Here is an 18,425-nt window from a genome sequence, read left to right on the forward strand (position 1 = left end):
GCCATGCACGTCCTGCTTCTTGGCGCAACGGGAATGCTCGGCACGGCCTTTGCTTTTAAATTTGCCGAAAAAGGCCTTCCCTTCACCCCCCTGGGGCACCGGGACTTGCGCATCGAATCGGCCGACTCCGTGGCGGCGGCCTTCGCCGCCCATCCCGCCGACGTGGTCGTCAACTGCACGGGCATCGTCAGCATCAATCCCTGCGAGGACGATCCCGAGCACTGCACCGCCGTCAACGCCCTGGGCGCGCTCTACGTCTCGCGCCAAGCGGCCGCCCGGGGCATGACCATGGTGCAGTTCAGCTCCCATGCCGTGTTCGACGGCCAGAAAGAAGGCTTTTACACCGAGGACGACGTGCCCCGGCCCCAAAGCGTCTACGCCGTGTCGAAATACGCCTGCGAGGTCTACGCCGCCCTGTGCCCCAGCCACTACGTCCTGCGCGTGCCGGCCATGTTCGGCCCCCGGCGTAACGACTCCCTGGGCTTTGTCGACAAGATGCTCGCCTTCATGGAACAGGGGCGCGAACTGCGCGTGGCCGACGACAAGATCGATTCGCCGACCTACAGCCTGGACGTGGCCGAAACGGCCATCGGCCTGCTTTCGGACAAGGCCCCTTACGGCCTCTACCACGCCGCCAACGACGGCTGCGTGAGCTATTACGACTTCATCGACGCCGTGCGCGAGATGACCGGGTTGCAGGCGACCCTGCATCGGGCCAAGGACGCGGATTTTCCTTCCCGCGTGCCCAAGCCCTTGCGCACGGCCATGCGCTCGGTCAAACTCCCCGCCTTGCGCGGCTGGCGCGAAGCCCTGGCCGACTATCTCCAATCCCGCGGCCGCCAGGCCGGCCAAAGCCGTTGACCGGCGGAGTCCGCATCCCTATGCCCCACAGCCGTTGCCTTCTGTGCGCCCATGACGCCTTTCTGGACGTCTCCCCACCCGGCCTGGTCGGGGTCACCTCGGACTGCAAGCCCTGGCCCCGGGCCGGGGAGCTGCGCCTGTGCCGGCGCTGCGGCCATGTGCAAAAAGCCCTCACGCCCCAGTGGCTGCGGGACGTGGCCGAAATTTACGCCGGCTACGAACTCTATCCCTTAAGCGCCCTGTCCGAACAGATGATCCGCGTCGGCGACGGCTTCGTGTCCCGCAACGGCCATCTGGCCGACCGGTTGGCCGGGGTTCATCCCATTGCGGAGACCGGCGACATTTTGGACATCGGCTGCGGCAACGGCGGTTTTTTGCGGGCGTTTTCGAAGCGTTTTCCCGGCTGGCGGCTTTTTGGCTGCGAACAGCAGGCGGACCGGCGGCAAGACATCCTGGGCCTGCCGGCGGCAGGCGGCTTCTACCAGGGCGACATCGAGGCCATCGACCGCCGGTTTGACGCCATTTCCCTGGTCTACGTCATCGAACACCTTTTTGACCCAGCCGCTGTCTTGCGGGCCATCCGCCAAAAGCTCGCTCCCGGCGGCTTCGTTTTCGTCAAGACGGCCGATCTGCGCACCGGCCCCTTTGATCTGGCCGTGGCCGACCACTGCCACCACTTCACCTTGGAAATGCTCGCCTGCCTGCTTGGCCGGACCGGCTTTGCCGTGACCCGGGCCTTTGACGACTGGGTGGACAAGGAAATCGGGCTGGTGGCCGTGGCGGCGGACCAGCCCGCCCCCGGCCCCATGCCGCCGGTTCCCCTGGCCGAGGTCGAAGCCGTGGTGCGGGCCAATCTGGGGGTCATGGCCGCCATCCGGGACAAGGCGGCGGCCAGCGCCGTGCGCCCCCTGGGCATCCTGGGCACGGCCATTTCCGCCACCTGGCTGGCCAACCAGCTCGGCCCCGGCGCGGCCTCGTTTTTCGTGGACGAGGACACCTCCCGGGTCGGCCGGACCCATATGGACCGGCCGGTCCTGAGCCTGGACCAGGCCCCGGCGGGTTGCGCCGTCTGCGTCCCCTTTCCGCCGCCGGTGGCGGCCAGGATCGTCTCCCGCGTGGGCCAAACGCGGCCGGACATCACGTTTTTGGCCTGACCTCGGCCGGTCCATTTGCCAACCCGACAGGAAAACGGTGCGCCATGTTCAGAACGGTTTTGGCCGATACGCCCCTTGGCGACGACGGCTCCCTTTTCATCTTCCTCGGCGCGCCGGCCGCCGCCGGCATCAAGCGCAAGCTGGCCTTCCCGGCGGTCAACGAGGCGGTCCTGCAGGGCGTGACGGCGCTTCCGGTCCAGGCCCTGCTTGACGGCGTGACCGTGGTCATCGACGCCGCCGCCTACGCCAGGGACAAGGTCTGGATCGATGCCGTGCAAAAGCAGCTGGCCATGGTCTACTGCAAGCACGTGCTGTTCCCCCGCCAGTCGGGCACCATCCCGGATGTGGCCGGAGCCCGGCAGGAAGAGGGCTATTTACTGCTGCAGCGGGAAATCCAACGGGCCGAGAACGTCGCCCTGTATTTGCAATCACCCTTGTGCAACCGGCTGCGGGGCCTGGGCCGGGGTCTGGCCACGGCCGTCCTGCTGCCCGGGCCATCCCTCAACAAGGTCGCGCCCTTGCTGCCGGAACTGCGGGAAAAATGCCTGATCGTGTGCGTGCCGCGCACCGTCGCCTTTTGCCTTCAGGCCGGGGTCGAGCCGGATTTCGTCGTAAGCCTTGACACGGCAGCGCGCATGCAGCACCTGGTCCGTCCATCCCGGCCCCTGCCCGAGACCTACCTGGTGGCCTTGAGCCCCGGGGCCCTGGCCCGGCCCGTGCGGCGCTATCGGGGCCTCTTCCTAATGGACAGCTTCGACACGTCCATCCTGCCCAATCCCTACCGCCTGCGGGAATCCTGGCTGAGCTGCGCCATTTCCACCCTGGGATTGGCCGAGCTGCTGGGGGCCGGCGTCGTCTTCCTGGCCGGCGGCGATCACTCCTGGGAAGACCCCGACTCCCTCTCCACGTACTGGAACACGATCCCGTCTGCGCCCTTCAAGGGGAACGACACGGCCTTCCGACCCCACGACGGGCCGGCCATGGTCCGGGACCTGGAACAATGGGCCCCGATCGACGTGCCCGAGGGGGCGCACATGCAGGCCCCGGCCTCGGGCCCCACCCCCGTGGGCCTGCCCGACCTCTACGCCCGGTTCCCTCTGCGCGACCGTAACGGCAACATGGTCTTCACCTATTTCCACTATTTCGCCATCAGCGCGGAGCTGGAACAGGTGGCGCGGGAGATGGCCCAGGTTGGCATCCGCTGCCATCTGCTGGAGGAGCGCGGCATTCTGTCGCCCGAGGTTTTCAGGCCCGGCGGCCGGGACCTGCTGGCGACCTTCCCCCCCATCGACAGACCCGCCTTCCTCGCCAGGGCGGACGCGGCCCATTCCCGGCGGGAAGCCGTCCGCCACGCCCAGTATGCCCGGGAGCTCGAAGCCACCGCCAACAACGTGTCCAAGCAGGCCGCCTACCTCACCCTGCGCCTGCTTGACGGCGAGGTTACTGAGGCCCGGCAGCATCCTTACGTGCAGGCCATCGAACAGGCCTCGATCCAGCGCAAGATGCCTGCCGTGCGAGACTACGCCTTCCGGGTCAAGTTCGATTGCGACTACGCCTTCTACGTCCACCAGTTGCGCAGCCTCGTCATCGACTCCAGGGAATTCCCCCCCCTGAAAGACACCTTCTACCAGCAGCGCATCCGGCAGTGCCAGGAGCGGGTGACCCCCGAGAACTTCGAGCAGGTCCGCAAGGAACTGTTTCCCCAGGAAGAGGCCCTCGCCGTTCAGACCACCGCCCTGGCCTGCCGCACCTGGGCGGCCAGGCTGGAAGAAGGCGCGGCTCTGTGCCGGGTGTATCAGGCCGCCGCCGCTGGGGAGGTGGTGGTGCTGTGGTGCCTGCCCGAGGAAAAGGCCGACTGCTTCAAAGCCGTACGGCAAGCCGTCGGGGCGTTTCGGCCGCACTTCGCCACCCTGACCATGCAGGAGGAACTGGCCTCGGCCAGCAAGACCATCGAGTACGTGTATTTCGAGCATTTCCTGCTCTACGCCCACGCTTGCCCCCACGCCCAAGTGACCAGCCGGGGCTTTGCACGGGAGTACGGCAACCTGCTGGAGCTGGCGGACCGCAAGCGCCTCGTCCCCATGCATGTACTGGAATGCCGATTCCTCCCCGGTGAGGACAAATGTCCTCGCGCCTGATCCCCCCGCACGGCCTGCAAGGAGCCCAGCATGAACACCCTCTCCAAGAAAGACGCCCAATGGGACCGCATCGCCGTCTCGGGCAAGGTGCTGGTGGTCAAGCCAGACGACAACGGATTCTATCCCGTGGGCTTTTCCTACCTCCTGGGCGCCTGGGATGAGGTCGGCATCCGTTACGACTATGTTGACATGTTCCTGTATCCCGACACGGATATCGAAGACCTGCTGCGTCGCAACGAGTACCTGGCCGTGTGCACCGGCGGGCTCCTTGGGTCCCTGACCTTCTTCCAGACCTTGTTCGCCCGTGTCAAAAAGACAAAGCCCGACCTGCCATGCGTGCTTGGCGGCAACGTGACCACCGACTTTCCCACCGCCCTGCTCTTTTCTCAAACCGAGGCGGATTACCTTGTCTTCGGCGAGGGCGAGATCACCGGCACCTTGCTGCTGTCGCACATCCAGCAGCACGGCGCGGCCCCCACGGACCTCCTGGGCGTGGCCTACCGCTCCACCGCCACGCCAGAGGGCTTTATCCGCAACAGACACCGGCCGCCCCTGGACCTCGCGGCCCACAACTGGCAGCCGACCTGGAAATTTCTGGAGGTGGACCGCTACGCCCAACGGCCCCACTGCACCCTGCGACTGTTCCCCGTGCTGACGGGTCGGGGCTGCAAGGGGCGCTGCTCCTTCTGTTCTCCCACGAACGGGGCCTACAGAGGCCGCCCCCTGGATCACGTGTTCCAGGAGATCGAGGGCATCATCAAGACGTACGACTTCGACTACCTGCACTTCCTCACCGAAATCTTCTTTCAGCAAGAGGCGGAGGTGCTGGAGTTCTGCCGCCGCTACAAGACCCTTGCCCGCCCCAAGCCCTGGGCTTGCCTGCAGCGGATGGATACCTCGCCCCGGGTGCTGGCCGCCATGAAGGACGCCGGGTGCTTCACCATCAACGTCGGCGTCGAGAGCGGAAGCGACCGCGTGCTGCGGGAGATGAAAAAGGACATCACCGTGGCGCAGATCCGCTCGTTCGTCGACCGAATGAAGGCCTGCGACATGGGGGTGGAAGCCTCGTTCATGGTGGGCAACTACGACGAGACCGAGACGGACATCATCAGCACGGTGGACCTGATGCTGGAACTTGGCGTGGGCGGACCCAAGGCCATGTGCGTCAACTACCCAGGCACCCTCAACTTCATTCGGGCCCAGAAGCGCGGGCTGGTGCCGGACGTGCTGCAGTACGCCAAGGCGCTGCGACGCGCCTACACCTTCGACTGGCTGCAGCACATCGAGGCCCACAAGTCGGGAGACATCCAGTACCTGAACATCACCGCCATGGACGACGACACCTTGTTCGAGGTCGTGGTGCGGGAACTGCGGCGGCTGCACGAGTACGGGTACCACGTTCGGGACGTGCAGGCGACGCCCGTTCCCCAGGCCGCCGGGGACGCGCTGCCCGAGGCCTACGACCTGCGCGGGGCGTGCCCGTTCTGCGGGGCTGGCATGTCGGCCCGGGTCTACCTGGACGATTTCCAGTCGTTCGAGGACGCCGCCTGCCCCCACTGTCTGGCCTACCAGCAAAAGTCCTTCTTCGCGCCCCTGGATGTGCCGGAGGTGCGCGTCGCCTTCGCCGAACGGCGTCCCAGGCTTGATAAGGCGCGTCGCTGCGTGCTCCTGGGGCCGGACCAGGCCATCCGGACCGTGCTGCGTCGGGGGTGGGCGGGGTTCGACTTCTCCCGGGTGGTCGGCGTCGTCCCCTTGAAGGAAGGCAACCCGTGTCAGGCCCGGTTCCTCGGCCACCTGCCTGTCCTGGATCTGGCGGTGCTGCGGAACCATGGCGTGGACCTGGCGGTGTCCGTGGCCGCCGGTCCCGCAGGCCTGCGGGACAGCCTGGGCGAGGCGGCCATGGAGACCTTGCGGCGCCAGGGCGTGGATGTCGTCTCCCTGTTTCCATTCGGCGTCATCGGCCGCGACGTGCCCGTGACGGACCTGCCGGCCGGCAAGGTCCTGGCGGTGGCTTCGGCCCAGCCGCCCGCGGTGCGCAGCCTGCTGCAGGACCTGCGTCGCGCCGGCTGCGAGGTCTCTCTCCTCGTTCCGCAGCCCAAGCAGGGGGCCTACCTGGAGCACCTCACCGGACAGGAACACATCTTCCCCGGAAAGATGTTCCACGCCCAGGCCATGTCCGAAGCCCTGCTCCAGGCCGTCCGCCAGGAGGGCTACGACTACGCCGTGTTCCCCTACTCCCAGTCCCTGGAGTTCTACGAGAACGTGCTGAAATGTATCATCGCCTGCGGCATTGACGACATCTACATCTACCACGCCAACAACAGCACGGTGTCCCAGGAGGATCACATGGCCTTCAAGCTGCCGCATCACGTCAGGATGCGCGCCATGGGACACCGGCCCTGCGAAGCCGCGTTCCTCCCATGAGGTAAGTGGACGGGAGCGGCACCGGCAAATTCAGGCCGCTACGACCGCTACAATCGACTGAGCGTACGATTTTTCCCGTTTTCTGAGGTTGCCCCTGTTACCTCCATTAAAAGACATCGCCCCGACTGGGCCTCATCAGGCAATATCTCTCCGTCAGGATGGCCTTGGAACGAGCGGCATGGACGGAGGATAGGGCATGGAGACCAGTCGTCGCCGTTCCTCGTCGGGGACCTGACTGTTGTTGACATGCCAGGCGTACGCCACGGGAATGCCGCAGGCGGCCAAACATGCCAACACGTTGCCGTATCCCGTCAACTCTTTGATAAACGGCACCACCGCGCAGTCCGCGTCGGAGGTGAGCGCCGCCTCCGGCAGGGTTTGCGCGTTGAAAAGCGAGCCAGGACAGGTAATGGTTGAACCATTCACCAGGTCTTCCACTTCGATGAGGGAAGGTGAATCCTGGAGGATCAAAACCGAGACTGTGCAGCCCCTGGCCCGCAACGATCGCAGCAGTTCGCGCACCGGCTCCTGCCTGGCGCAACAGGCCACCAGCACGTGGGCGCCGGCCAGGGACTCCAGGCAACATTCCACGCCCAGACGACCGTAAGGAAAGACCGAACGTACCCCAAGGCGGCCGGCCTCGTGCAAGGCGCCCAGGGCTCGGAAGCCCGCCCCTCCCCGGCTGATGAGGTTGGACAGGGCATCCCCGGCTGCGGCGCCTAGGGCCACCAGCGTGTCCGCGCTGTGCGCCACCTCCTCCGGTGAAAGTTGCCGAAGATTGCCGATCCAGCTCCCCTCGTGCAGGGGATCGCTGTCGGCGGAACGCAGAAAGCCCGCCACCTTGTCATACGGGAACCCTTCCACCCCGAGCTTGAGGAACGCCCGCACCTGGTCGGCCGTCCCCACCACGGCAATGCTTCCGGCCGACTCCAGTTCCACCAGAGCCGCCTCCTGGGCCTGCCGCAGAACCGGAATAATCCGGGCGGGAAAGTGCACGTGGGGTTCACCGCATTCCGGACACAGGTGTTCCTGGAATGCCGAGGGGTCGTCGATGCTCGCCTTCTTTTCCACGATGCCGCGGCAGATGGGGCATGTCCCGCGCAGCTGGTAGACGATCCCGTCCTGGGTGCTGGCCGTCACTTGACGGTAGCAATATCCTTGGGAATACAGCCGCCGCATTTCGCGGACCACGGTGGCGAACAGCAGGTCGTCATCCATGGCGGTAATGTTGAGGTAGCGTCGTTTGCCGGAATAATGGTCCTCCATTTGCCGCAGATAGGAGGGATTGTAGGCGTCGTGTGGGTCCAGAATGTACTGCAGATCGTCACGAACCAGGCCCAGCCTCCGCGCGCGCTGGTAGTTGAGGGTGCCCGGATAGGTGATGCACAAGACCATGGGTCCGAAGGCGTCGAGGTCGAGCATCAAGTCCACGGTTTTGGCCATGTCCTCGGGGGTCTCCTCGAAGTTGCCAAAGATAAACGATGCCTCGACTTGGATCTCCTGTTCCTTGAGGGCGGCGATATAGGCCCGGGCCTGGTCGGTGGTAATGTTTTTCTTCATCTTTTTGAGGATGGCGTCGCTGCCGCTTTCCAGACCCACGGTCACGGTGAAGCACCCCGCTTCCTTCATGAAGGCGAGCACTGACAGCGGCGTATCCATGCGCTGGGGGCACATCCACGGCTTGCGGCCCTTGAGGCGCGAATACCCCCGGCAAAACGCAATAATCTGTTCTTCAGTTTGAAAAAATACTTCGTTAATGAAGTAGAAATAATCGAAATCGTAGTGGGAGATCAGGTATTCCAGCTCGGCGAGGACATGTTCCACGGGCCTGCCCCGGTAACGACCGTTGGTGGGAGAGCAGAAGGCGCAGCGGCCCGTACAGCCCCGCCCAGTCAGCACCGGGAAGAACCGCTTCTGCAGTTTTTGGGAGTAGGAGTACCGGTCCACCTCCACGAAGTCCCAGGTCGGCATCCAGTTGCGGCTGGTCAGATCCAGGAAAGGCCGTCGGGCGTTGCGGACGTGCGATCCTGGCGCCTGGGGGGTCCGGTAGGCGACGCCTTCCAGGGAGGTGGGGCTGATGCCGTGGACGTCGATGTGCTGCAGCAGCAAGGTGGCGGTAATCTCTCCCTCGCCGATGACCAGATAATCTATATCCAGGTACTCGAAGAGGATCTGGGAGGAGAAGTCCACGACGATGTTGCCGCCCAGTATGCAGGCGAGGCGGGGATTGACCCGCTTGGCCGTGGCGAAGATTTCCTTGAAGTGGGGAAGGGACCAGAGCAACCCCCCTACGCACACGGCCAGGTAGTCGTGGGTACGCAGATGGGCTTCCAGGTCGAACGTGGGGTGGAGATGGAGGTCAATGTAATCGAACTCGATCCCGGCCGATTTCAAGGCTGTGGCCACGTAAGCGTAGCCGATGGGGAAGAAGTAGTTATCCGACGGTTTCACCAGGAGGACTTTACGTGACAGGGCGGGCATGTTCTTCCTCATTGTTGCAGTCGTTTCGGCGTATTGCGGGTCCAGGGGACCACAGCGGCCAGCTCCGCCGGGTCTGCGGGCGAGAGCACGCGCATGTCGGAGGTGGCACGGCAGATGGCGATGTCCTCCTGGCACTGGCGGATGGCGTCGTCCGGCCCACGTTCAAGCCCGGTCCTGCACGCGCACACCCTTGGCTTTTTTGAAGCATTCATCCGTCAACGGCGGGTTGTCGGGATCGGAAAGCCCCATCCGTCAGTACCCGGCTTCTTTTTGGTGGCGCAGGGCCAACACCAGGATCATTTCGGCATGCAACTCGTAGACCAGCACATACCCGGACAGGCCGAAGGGAATCAGCAATTCCCGGTGTTCCGGGTCCAAATCCTCGGCCGGACGGCCGGCGTTGGGAAATTTTTTCAAGATAGCCGCGTATTTTCTGATGGCCGACACCGCGGCCCGCGCGGCGTCGGCGTCCTTTTCGGCAAGGAAACGGTAGGCCCGCTGCACGCCCAGGAGCGCGGCAGGCGACCACACCAGCTTCAAATGTGGCATTTCGGCGGTTCCACGTCGTTTCCCGCTTCCAACTCGGCCAGCCAGGCGTCGGCTTCCTCGGCCGTCACATGCAGACCGGTCAGCATAAAGGCCTCATGGGCGGCCAGGGCTTCCTGGCGCAAGGCTTCCCGCTGCTCTTCCCTGGCCACATACGTTTCCAGCGCCTGGAGCATGAGCGCGTGCGGCGTGCGCTTGCGCATCCGCGCCAGCTGTTGCAACCGCTCCCGCAAGGCCACGGGAAGCTTGATGCTCGTCGGCGTGGCCTGAGTCTGCGTCGGCATGAGGGCGTCCTCCTTATAGTCTTTTTAACTACCAGAAACTACCGCGTCAAGACGGCGATTGGCCACGGCTGGGGCTGGGGCGGCCTGGGAACGCCGGGCCGGACGTCCGGCCAAGCCAGCCAAAAAGCGCGGCCGGGCAGGGTCATCCGGCCAAAGCCCCCCTGCCCGGCCGCTTGTGGCGCGCCGCGCTCGTGTCATTTCCCCGCAAAACGCCTCAAGCGTGTCGCGGGCAACAGATGCAACCCTCATGTTCTCTTACAAACTGCCCTCGCCATTTGTCAGGGACGCGCCTCTACACCGCGAACAGCTGGCGGGCGTTTTGCAAATCTTCCTCGAAATCGACCTCGATGCAGCGGTAGTCCGACACGTCCATGGGCACGAAGGTCACGCCGCGCTCGATGACCAGTTCCATGGCCTTCTCAAAATAATCCTTGTCCCCGCACTCCCGAAGCGCCTGCCGGAAGACTTCCAGGTGATGGGCGCCGATGGTGTTGATGCCCAGGGCCTCGCCTTCGGGTTCGCTCACGGTCTTGGAGATCTCCACAATGCCGCCCCGATGGTCGGTGCGGTACTTGACCTCTTCCTCGGCGCACTTCTTCTTGTCCACGGCCACCACGTTGCCGCCCCGGGCGATCATGTCGGCGATGATCTGGGGATCGAACACCACGTCGCCGTTGACCCACAGCGCGTCCTCACGCTCGACATGCTCCAGGGCGCACAGCAGGCTTTTGGAGGTGTTGGTCAGGTAAAATTCCGGGTTGTACTTGTACAGGACGCTGGGAAAATGCTCCATTAAAAGCGCCATCTTGAACCCGACGACCACGATGATCTCGCTCAGGCCGTTTTCCCGCAAAATGCGGATCTGCCGGCCCATGATGGTTTCTCCGCTGGGCAGCTGGGACAAGGCCTTGGGAAACGGCTTGCCCAGCCGGGAACCGACGCCGGCCGCCAGAATGATCGCTTTCATGGGAACCTCTCGTTGTTGGGGTTCACGTCAGGGGATCGGCCCAGGGCCGTCGAAACCTCCGTCAGGGCCCCAAGCAGGCGCTGCCCCGCCCGGGCATCGGGCTCGGCAAAAGACAGTTCCTTAAGCTTCTGCCGAGCCTGGATAAAGTCGTCCTTGCCGTCAAGCAGATCGGCCATGGCGGCAAGCAAGCTTTTGGTGTCGCGCGCCTTGGGGCCTGGAGTGAAGGCGTCGTAGTCAAAGAGCAGTTCGCGGTTGCGCGTGACGTACGCCTCAAAGTCGTAGGGAAAAAAGAGCATGGGCTTGTCGGTCAACAGGAAATCGAAATAGATGGAGGAATAATCCGTCATCAGCAGGTCGGCCAGGCGCAGCAGCGGGTAGGCGTCGCTTTCCGGGGGACAAAAGCGCAAATGCTCGATCTGTCCCGTAAAATCGAGCCTGATGTAGGGATGGAACTTGCAGACGAGCAACACGCCGCGTGCTCGGGCAAAGTCCGCGAACAACGGGTAATCAAACGCGCCGTCGCCCCAGGGATCGCCGCCGAGATCCCGGAAGGTCGGCATGTAAAACACGATTTTCAGGCCTTGCTTTTTCGCCCTGACCAGCTCGACGTACAGGGTCTGGTCGACGTTGATCATGTCGAGCTTGTCCGGGGCGCGCTGCAAGGCGTCGTTGCGCGGATAGCCCAGGTCCCAGAAGGCCTTGGCGCGAAAGGCCCGGGCAAAGGCTTTTTCCCGGAAAAAGGGGGAAGTGGACAGCACGGCGTCGTAGCCGGAATAGCCAACGGTCAGATCCCGGGCCTTTTCCGGGTTCATGTTCACGGCGGACTGAATTTCGGGAAAGCCGATGGCCTTGAGCGGAATGCCGTGCCACAGCTGCACCAGAAAGGCCCCCTGGGTGAACAGCGGGGCCAGGGTCCTGGTTTTCCAGCTCATGTCGTCGGAGACCACTATGGCCGCCCGGGCCAGCCGCGACGGCCCGTCGGGGTCGTCAAAGCAAAAGGCGTCCAGGCCCTTGGCCCGCAACAGCTTGGCCTGGCCGGCGTCGAAGGTCATGAAGGCGCAGCGCAGATGCGGGGCGTGTCGGACGGCGTGCAAAAAGGCGTATTTGCCGTTGTCGATAAAAAGGCCTCCGGCTCGGCCCACGAACACGACGTGGTCAGGCGCCTTGGGCGTCTTGGCTAAAACGGCCGCCAGCCTGACGGCCGCGGATGGCGCTTGGTCCATGGCACTCCCCTGTCAAAAGCCTGTCGCCCACGGACCGCAGCCAGACGCAGCGCCGGGCCCAAGTCCGCATTTCCCGGACAATAGCCAACCTGATCGGGAAAAGCCAGTTTCGGCCTGTTGAGCCGGGCATGTTCTTGGCTCTTGGCCCGGGCCGCAGCATCGAAATGCCCGCAGGCGACCGCCAGGACAGCGGCCCGGCTGGCCCCGCGCGGGCCAAAAATACGGTAATTTGCCGAAAAGGACAGACTCTGGCTGGCGGTTGTCCAGCTTTTTCCCCTACCATGGTCAGCTGTCCGTCCGGAAGCCTGGAATTTTCTTGACATCCGTTGACAAGGTTTTCGCACGGTGTAAATATGCCCCAACAGGGAAATTTAGGGGGGATAAAATGGCCAAACCCATTATCATCACAGTGGGCAACAACAAGGGGGGCGTTGGAAAGTCCACGACTTGCGTCAATCTTTCCGCAGGCTTGGCTCAGGAAGGGGCTACGGTGTTGGTGGTGGACGGCGATCCGCAGTCCAATACCACATCCACGCTTTTGCCCGATTTTGGGTTGCGCGAAAATTCCAGTCTGGTCAAGGCGCTCGAAGATCCCGAAGGCGCGTTTAGCCCAAACGCCTGCGCCACCAAAACAGAACACATGGAAATTGTCCCCAATTCCATCCGTTGCATGGAATGGGAAGTGCGCTCCTATGCCGGCATAGATTCGGTGCTGGGCTTTTCCAGGCTGCTGCAAAACGACAAGGACATCAGCCGCTACGATTACATGATCATCGACACGCCGCCCAATATCGGCCCCATGCTGCGCAATTCCCTGCTCATCTCGGACTTTGTCCTGGTGCCGTGTCCGGTCGGAGACCAGTACGCCCTGGACGGGTTTTCCACGTTTATCCAGGTGCTTTCCCAGGCCAAGCAGCAAAACAAGAAGCTGCTTTTACTCGGCGTGGTGCTGACCAAATTCGACGGCCGGGCCGTGACCCACAAGAAGAACAAGGACCGCATCCGGGCCTTTTTCGACGCCAAGGGCATTCCCGTTTTCGACACGGAGATCCGGGTCAACATCGACATCGACCGAGCGCACTCCCACCGCAAATCCATTTTCGAGTTTGACGCCACCAAGTCCGGCGCCTTGGACTACCACGCCCTGGCCCGCGAGGTGATCGCTCGTGTCGAAAAGCAAGCCTAGCCCGTCCGAGGACCCCTTTGCCACGATTCCGCCGCGCGAGTCCTTCGACGCCTTTCCTTCCTTGGCGGCCTTTCCCGAGAACGCCATTGCGTTTTTGACGGGCAAGGCTCCAGCGGAGGCCTGCCCAGAAGCCGAGCTAGTCAAGCCAGTCTCTCAGCCAGCCGCACAGTCGACCAGTCAGCCAGCCAAACAACCAGAAACACCGCCGGTCAGCCAGCCGCAAAACCAGCCAGCCAGTCTGTCAGCCACACCAAAGGCCCGTCAAAAAGCCAGCCAGTCAGCCAGTCTTTCACCAAGCCCGGCACAAAGCCCCTCAAAAAGCCAAGCTATAAACCAAACTTCAAGCCCCACAGAAAGCCCTTCACAAGACCGGTCTTTAGGCCTGACACTGGGCCGGGCCAAAGTTGGCGATAGACTCAACGACAACCAGCGCCGAGTCTTGGACCTGCTTTTGGCCACCAAGCCCTACATCGTCAAATTCCGCGACATCGCCCAGGCGCTGGCCATGCGCGAAGCCTCGGTGCGCACGGTCATGCGGCGGCTGGACGCCCTGGGCTTCCTGAGCTTTCGCAAGGCCCGGGACGGCAACCTCCAGGGCGTCGGCGTGACCTTCAACCAGCCGGTCGTCGAGCAATACCAGCAAGACCGAACACTAAGCCCATCTACAAGCCTTACAACAGGCCCATCATCAAGCCACAAAACAAACCAGACACAAAGCCCCTCAATAAGCCGAGAAAAAGACCAGTCACCAAGCCAGCCGATCTCTGAGCCGCACAGCCAGTCAGCCAGCCACACACCGCCTCTTAAGATAGAGAAGAAAGAATATCTTTCTATCGAGGCCATGGAAGGCTGGGACGAGGCGTTTCTCGAACTCATGTGGCCCCGGGTCTTCGCCGCCGGATTGCGCCAGGAGCAGCTCGACCAGGCCGCGGCCGCCCGGCAAAAGCTCGGCAAGTCCCTGGACCGGGACTTGCTGGCCCTGAGCCTGGACCGGGCCGAGTGGGAGTTGGAAACCCAGGGCAAGCTTGTGGACCTGCAATCCGGCGAGCCGGTGCGCAGCGCCGCAGCCTATATTTACACCGCCCTGGCCCGCTGGGGCGTGCTGCGGGCCCACCCGCAATATGTCTCCCGGGAACAGGCCGAAGCCGAAGCCGCCGTGGACGCCCTGCGCCGCCGCCAGGAAGCCCTGGACACCCTGGAAAATCTCCGGTTCGAACAGTACCGGGCCGAACTTACGCCCCAGGAATTGGAATCGATCCTGCAAGGATTCCCCGGCGGGTCCAAGGACGCCTGGATCAAAGCCTATTGGCGCAAAAACGTGCGCGAGGCCGAGACGGGGCAGGGCGGCCAAACGCCGACGACCCGCAAAGGAACGGCATGATGGGCAACATTGCGGCCGGTTTTTTCCGCATGGCCGAACATTTTCCCGACCGCCACGCCCTGGACGTCCAGGGCCAGCGCGTCAGCTACGGCGCGCTGCGTGACAACGTCCTGGCCATTGCCGGGGCCGTGGCCGCCCATGACAGCGGCCGACCCCATGTGGCCGTGTTCGACCAGCGCTCCCGCTCCGCCTACGCCGCCGTCCTGGGCATCCTGGCCGCCGGCCGGGCCTACGTGCCCCTCAATCCCGGTTTTCCCGCCCAGCGCACCCGGCACATGCTCATCCGGTCGGGTTGCGCGGCCGTGGTGACCAGCGCCGAGCACCTGCCGGCCCTGGCCGCCCTTTTGGACCACCCCGAGGCCGAGGCGGCCCTGGACGAGCTCACCGTGATCCTGGCCCCGGAGGAGGGCGGCCCGGCGTCTCTTGCCCCGGGGCTTTCCCCGAAGCTGGCCCGAGGCCCGCGCCTGGTCCGGGCCGGTTCCTCGCCGGCCACGGCCGTGGCCGAGGTCGAGAAGGGCCAAACGGCCTATCTGCTTTTCACCTCGGGCAGCACCGGCGCGCCCAAGGGCGTGGCCGTTTCCCACGGCAACGTCGGGGCCTATCTGGACTATGTCGCCAGCCGTTACGCGCCGTGTCCCGAGGACCGCTTCTCCCAACTGTTCGACCTGACCTTCGATTTGTCGGTCCACGACATGTTCGTGTGTTTCGGGGCCGGGGCCTGCCTGTGCGTGCCGCCGGCGGCCTCCCTGATGGCCCCGGGCCGGTTCATCCGGGACAAGGGACTCACGGTCTGGTTTTCGACGCCTTCCACGGCCGCGTTCATGGCCCGGCTGGGGATGCTCAAACCCGACGCCTTTCCCGGGCTGCGGCTGAGCCTTTTTTGCGGCGAACCCCTGCCCGCGGCCACGGCCGCCGCCTGGAGCCGGGCCGCGCCCCATTCGCGCCTGGAAAATCTCTACGGTCCCACCGAAACCACCATCGCCATCGCTCACTACGCCTGGGATCCGGCCGTTTCGCCCGGACAATGCCAAAACGGCCTCACACCCATCGGCCGGGTGTTCGCCAACCACGACATGGTCGTTGTCGGCCCGGACGGCGCGCCGGCGAAGCCAGGCCAAGCCGGAGAACTGCTGCTGGCCGGAGTCCAGGTCACCCGGGGGTATCTGGACGACGAGGCCAGGACCGCCGGCCAGTTTGTCCGCCGCGGCGACGACGGCCGGATCTGGTACCGCACCGGCGACATCGTGCGCGAGGACCAGGACGGCATCCTGCAATATCTGGCCAGGACCGATCAGCAGGTCAAGATCCGGGGGTTTCGGGTCGAATTGTCCGAAGTGGAGCACGCCGTGCGGTCGTTTTGCCAGGCTCCCTACGTGGTGGCCGTGCCCTGGCCCCTGCACCAGGGCAATCCCGAAGGGCTCATCCTGGCCGTTTTCGGCGGCGACAAGAGCCAAGACGAAATCATCAACCACTGCAAAAACCGGCTCCCGGGCTACATGGTCCCAGCCAGGGTGGACTTTCTGGAGACCGTGCCGCTTAACAGCAACGGCAAGATCGACCGGGCGGCCGTGAAACAACTTCTGACGGGAATATGACATGCAAGACGTCAAAGACACGTTGCGCCGGTTTATCGCCGGGCATTTGGAGGAAGCGGCCGCACGCAAGGGGCGCGTGGTCACGGTGACGGACGATTTGTACATCCTGGGCGAGCAGCTCCTGGATTCGCTGGAATTTTTAAACCTGCTCATGGCCGTGGAGCAGCGGTTTCAGCTGGAAGTGGATTTTTCCGACCGGGACATCGCCGAAGTGACCCGCTTCGGGGCCCTGGTGGACGCCTTCGCGGCAACGGCGGGGCAGGGGGGATGAGCGTCAACTGGGCGGCCATCGCCGAGGCGCGCCATGTCGCGGTCAAGGACTGCTGGACGACCTGCGACGGCTATTGCTGCAAGAACTTCCTGGCCGGCGAATTATCCCTGCCAGACGCGGACAAGGTCATCGTGCCCTATCTGCCCGGGGAATTCGCCTATCAGCAGACCCTTGGCGGTCTGCCGGAATCGGTGCGGGCCGTGCGCCAGACGTATGTCCTGCCCGACGGGCGGCCCTGGAACGTCGATTTCCTGCACTGCACGGCCAAGGGCCGGTGCGACGGTCTGTTTTATAAGCCCCTGGTCTGCCGGATCTACCCGTATTTTCCCCTGGTCGACCTCGACGGCTCCATCCGGGGCTTTGAGTACTGCTCGCTTATGGACCTCTTTCATGCCGGCCCGGACGCCCATCCCTGCACCCTGGCGCGCGAGCTGGGCCAGGCCGTCCAGGACGGCTTGCGGCGGTCTTTGGCTCCTGCCTTGTGCTTTTCGGAGATCATCTTCGCCTTTGCCATGTTCGAGCGTATCGTTACGGCCCTGCGCCGGGCTGTCCCAGGCGTTCTGGACGGCGAGCCGGGCTCGGAGGGGCGCGGCCGGTTTCTGCGCGCCTACCAATGGCAGGTGTTTTCGCGCAAGCCCTGGGCCACGCCGGCTTTTGCCGAAGAAACAGCCGCGCTGTACGCGGCCATGACGCGTCGCCACGGTCCCCTGGACCTGACCTGAGGTCGCCTCCCCGGCCCGGGAACACCCTATCGCCGGCACGTCGCGCCAGACGCGCTCCGCCGGCCGCACCCGCCGGCTGTTATGCGACACGCCGCGCGGGATGTGCTCGAAAGCCTAAACGAGGGCCAACCATGGCGTTTTTCACCCCGCAATCCTTTGCCGCCCTCCTGGACGAACTGCCCATTGGCCGAGGCGACGTGGTGTTCGTGCAATCGTCCCTGGCCGCCCTGGGGCCGTGGCGCGGCGTCGCGCCAAACGACCTGCCGGAGGCGGTCATCGAGGCTTTGGAGCGGCGCATCGGTCCGGACGGCGTCCTGGTCATGCCCGCCTTTGGCTACGACTTTCCGCGAACCGGCCAGTGCGATCTGCGCCAAGAGCCCAGCGTGGTCGGGGTGTTGACGGAGCGCCTGCGGCGCATGCCCGGCACGCTACGTTCGGTCCATCCCATGTTTTCCTTCGTGGGCAGGGGGGCCGGGGCCGAGGCGCTGCTGCACCCCGACCGGGCTGAGCGGCACCCGTTTGGCCCGGATTCGGTCCTGGCCCGGCTCCACGAGGCCAACGCCCTGACCCTGCTCTTGGGGGCGCAGTTTCGCACCTGCACCGCATTCGTCTACAGCGAGCGGGTCCACGGCGCGCCCTACCGGTTCGACAAGGCCTTTGCCGGCGCGGTGACGGGGCTGGACGGAACCGTGCACCAGGGCGATTTTTATCATTATTGCCTGCCGCGCAGCATTTCCTTGCAACCCGATTATTCCCGGGCGGCGGCGCAGCTTCTGGCCGACGGCACGGCCCGCCGGATCAAGGCGGGCCTGGGGGCGGTCACCTTTTTCCGTTGCGCCCCGGTCCACGCCTTCCTGGGCCGGGAGCTGGCCGCCGATCCCTGGTACCTGCTCAGCGCGCCGCCGGAAATGCTCGTCACCTACGCCAACGGCGTCGAGACCCTGGTGGAACCCGGGGAATTGTCGAGCCGTTGGCGGTAAAGACCGCCCCACGATCATCCCAGCGGGCGCACAGTGCCGGCCGGCAAATACAGGCTGGCCCCGCACCGGCGCAGCCAGCTCAATCCGAACCGCCGGGTGCCGGCGTTTTTGCCGGCCATCCTGGGATAGCTTGAGGGTGCGTCCAAACGGCACGACCAGCGACAACAAATACCCCAAAAAAAACCTTGCGAATCATGGATTCGCGGTGCTAA

15 protein-coding genes are annotated in these 18,425 nt (G+C 64.4%); 10 read left to right on the forward strand and 5 right to left on the reverse strand.

From position 1 onward, the window contains the following. The first annotated feature begins 3 nt into the window (after nucleotides 1–3). Genes C3Y92_RS20755 through C3Y92_RS20770 form a run of 4 tightly spaced genes read left to right on the forward strand, consistent with a single transcriptional unit; the run spans nucleotide 4 to nucleotide 6,577 of the window. Nucleotides 4–861, forward strand: coding sequence for an SDR family oxidoreductase (locus tag C3Y92_RS20755; protein ID WP_129356129.1), 858 nt, complete (start codon nucleotides 4–6; stop codon nucleotides 859–861). Nucleotides 862–881: 20 nt separating this feature from the next. Further along, nucleotides 882–2,015, forward strand: coding sequence for a class I SAM-dependent methyltransferase (locus C3Y92_RS21745; protein ID WP_129356131.1), 1,134 nt, complete (start codon nucleotides 882–884; stop codon nucleotides 2,013–2,015). 44 nt (nucleotides 2,016–2,059) lie between these two features. After that, entirely contained in the window at nucleotides 2,060–4,153 is a 2,094-nt protein-coding gene (locus tag C3Y92_RS20765) for a 6-hydroxymethylpterin diphosphokinase MptE-like protein (RefSeq protein ID WP_129356133.1), read from the forward strand. Nucleotides 4,154–4,183: 30 nt separating this feature from the next. Next, complete coding sequence (locus C3Y92_RS20770) at nucleotides 4,184–6,577, forward strand: B12-binding domain-containing radical SAM protein (protein WP_129356134.1); 2,394 nt, start codon at nucleotides 4,184–4,186, stop codon at nucleotides 6,575–6,577. Between the two features lie 153 nt (nucleotides 6,578–6,730). Here C3Y92_RS20770 and C3Y92_RS20775 read toward each other — a convergent pair whose 3' ends face one another. From C3Y92_RS20775 to C3Y92_RS20795, 5 genes are all read right to left on the reverse strand, one after another. Further along, the gene (locus tag C3Y92_RS20775; protein WP_165352190.1) at nucleotides 6,731–9,028 is read right to left on the reverse strand and encodes a B12-binding domain-containing radical SAM protein; all 2,298 of its coding nucleotides are present in this window, start codon (nucleotides 9,026–9,028) and stop codon (nucleotides 6,731–6,733) included. A gap of 282 nt (nucleotides 9,029–9,310) precedes the next feature. Further along, nucleotides 9,311–9,607: a type II toxin-antitoxin system RelE/ParE family toxin gene (locus C3Y92_RS20780; protein ID WP_129356138.1), complete on the reverse strand. Its 297-nt coding sequence runs from the start codon at nucleotides 9,605–9,607 to the stop codon at nucleotides 9,311–9,313. Then, complete coding sequence (locus tag C3Y92_RS20785) at nucleotides 9,595–9,888, reverse strand: CopG family ribbon-helix-helix protein (protein ID WP_129356140.1); 294 nt, start codon at nucleotides 9,886–9,888, stop codon at nucleotides 9,595–9,597. The genes C3Y92_RS20780 and C3Y92_RS20785 overlap by 13 nt, the downstream gene beginning before the upstream one ends. A gap of 292 nt (nucleotides 9,889–10,180) precedes the next feature. After that, a complete protein-coding gene (locus C3Y92_RS20790; RefSeq protein WP_129356142.1) occupies nucleotides 10,181–10,855 on the reverse strand; it encodes a phosphocholine cytidylyltransferase family protein in 675 nt (224 codons plus the stop codon). Further along, nucleotides 10,852–12,078: a CDP-glycerol glycerophosphotransferase family protein gene (locus C3Y92_RS20795; protein ID WP_129356144.1), complete on the reverse strand. Its 1,227-nt coding sequence runs from the start codon at nucleotides 12,076–12,078 to the stop codon at nucleotides 10,852–10,854. Before C3Y92_RS20795 ends, C3Y92_RS20790 begins: the two co-directional genes overlap by 4 nt. A gap of 385 nt (nucleotides 12,079–12,463) precedes the next feature. On the opposite strand from C3Y92_RS20795, the gene C3Y92_RS20800 reads away from it, so the two are divergent. The 6 genes from C3Y92_RS20800 to C3Y92_RS20825 all read left to right on the forward strand — a co-directional run bounded on the left by C3Y92_RS20800 (nucleotide 12,464) and on the right by C3Y92_RS20825 (nucleotide 18,213). Next, the gene (locus C3Y92_RS20800) at nucleotides 12,464–13,264 is read left to right on the forward strand and encodes a ParA family protein (protein ID WP_012750659.1); all 801 of its coding nucleotides are present in this window, start codon (nucleotides 12,464–12,466) and stop codon (nucleotides 13,262–13,264) included. 439 nt (nucleotides 13,265–13,703) lie between these two features. Then, the gene (locus C3Y92_RS20805) at nucleotides 13,704–14,645 is read left to right on the forward strand and encodes a hypothetical protein (protein ID WP_235669725.1); all 942 of its coding nucleotides are present in this window, start codon (nucleotides 13,704–13,706) and stop codon (nucleotides 14,643–14,645) included. Further along, nucleotides 14,642–16,240, forward strand: a complete 1,599-nt coding sequence (locus tag C3Y92_RS20810; RefSeq protein WP_235669726.1) for an amino acid adenylation domain-containing protein — start codon at nucleotides 14,642–14,644, stop codon at nucleotides 16,238–16,240. Before C3Y92_RS20805 ends, C3Y92_RS20810 begins: the two co-directional genes overlap by 4 nt. 1 nt (nucleotide 16,241) lies before the next feature. Further along, nucleotides 16,242–16,511 (forward strand): acyl carrier protein, encoded by a 270-nt coding sequence (locus tag C3Y92_RS20815; RefSeq protein WP_129356148.1) that lies wholly within the window; start codon nucleotides 16,242–16,244, stop codon nucleotides 16,509–16,511. After that, complete coding sequence (locus tag C3Y92_RS20820) at nucleotides 16,508–17,233, forward strand: hypothetical protein (RefSeq protein ID WP_129356150.1); 726 nt, start codon at nucleotides 16,508–16,510, stop codon at nucleotides 17,231–17,233. Before C3Y92_RS20815 ends, C3Y92_RS20820 begins: the two co-directional genes overlap by 4 nt. A 131-nt stretch (nucleotides 17,234–17,364) precedes the next feature. Then, nucleotides 17,365–18,213, forward strand: coding sequence for an AAC(3) family N-acetyltransferase (locus C3Y92_RS20825; RefSeq protein WP_165352191.1), 849 nt, complete (start codon nucleotides 17,365–17,367; stop codon nucleotides 18,211–18,213). Nucleotides 18,214–18,425 lie beyond the last annotated feature (212 nt).

Source organism: Solidesulfovibrio carbinolicus (genome assembly GCF_004135975.1).
GTDB classification, from domain to species: domain Bacteria; phylum Desulfobacterota; class Desulfovibrionia; order Desulfovibrionales; family Desulfovibrionaceae; genus Solidesulfovibrio; species Solidesulfovibrio carbinolicus.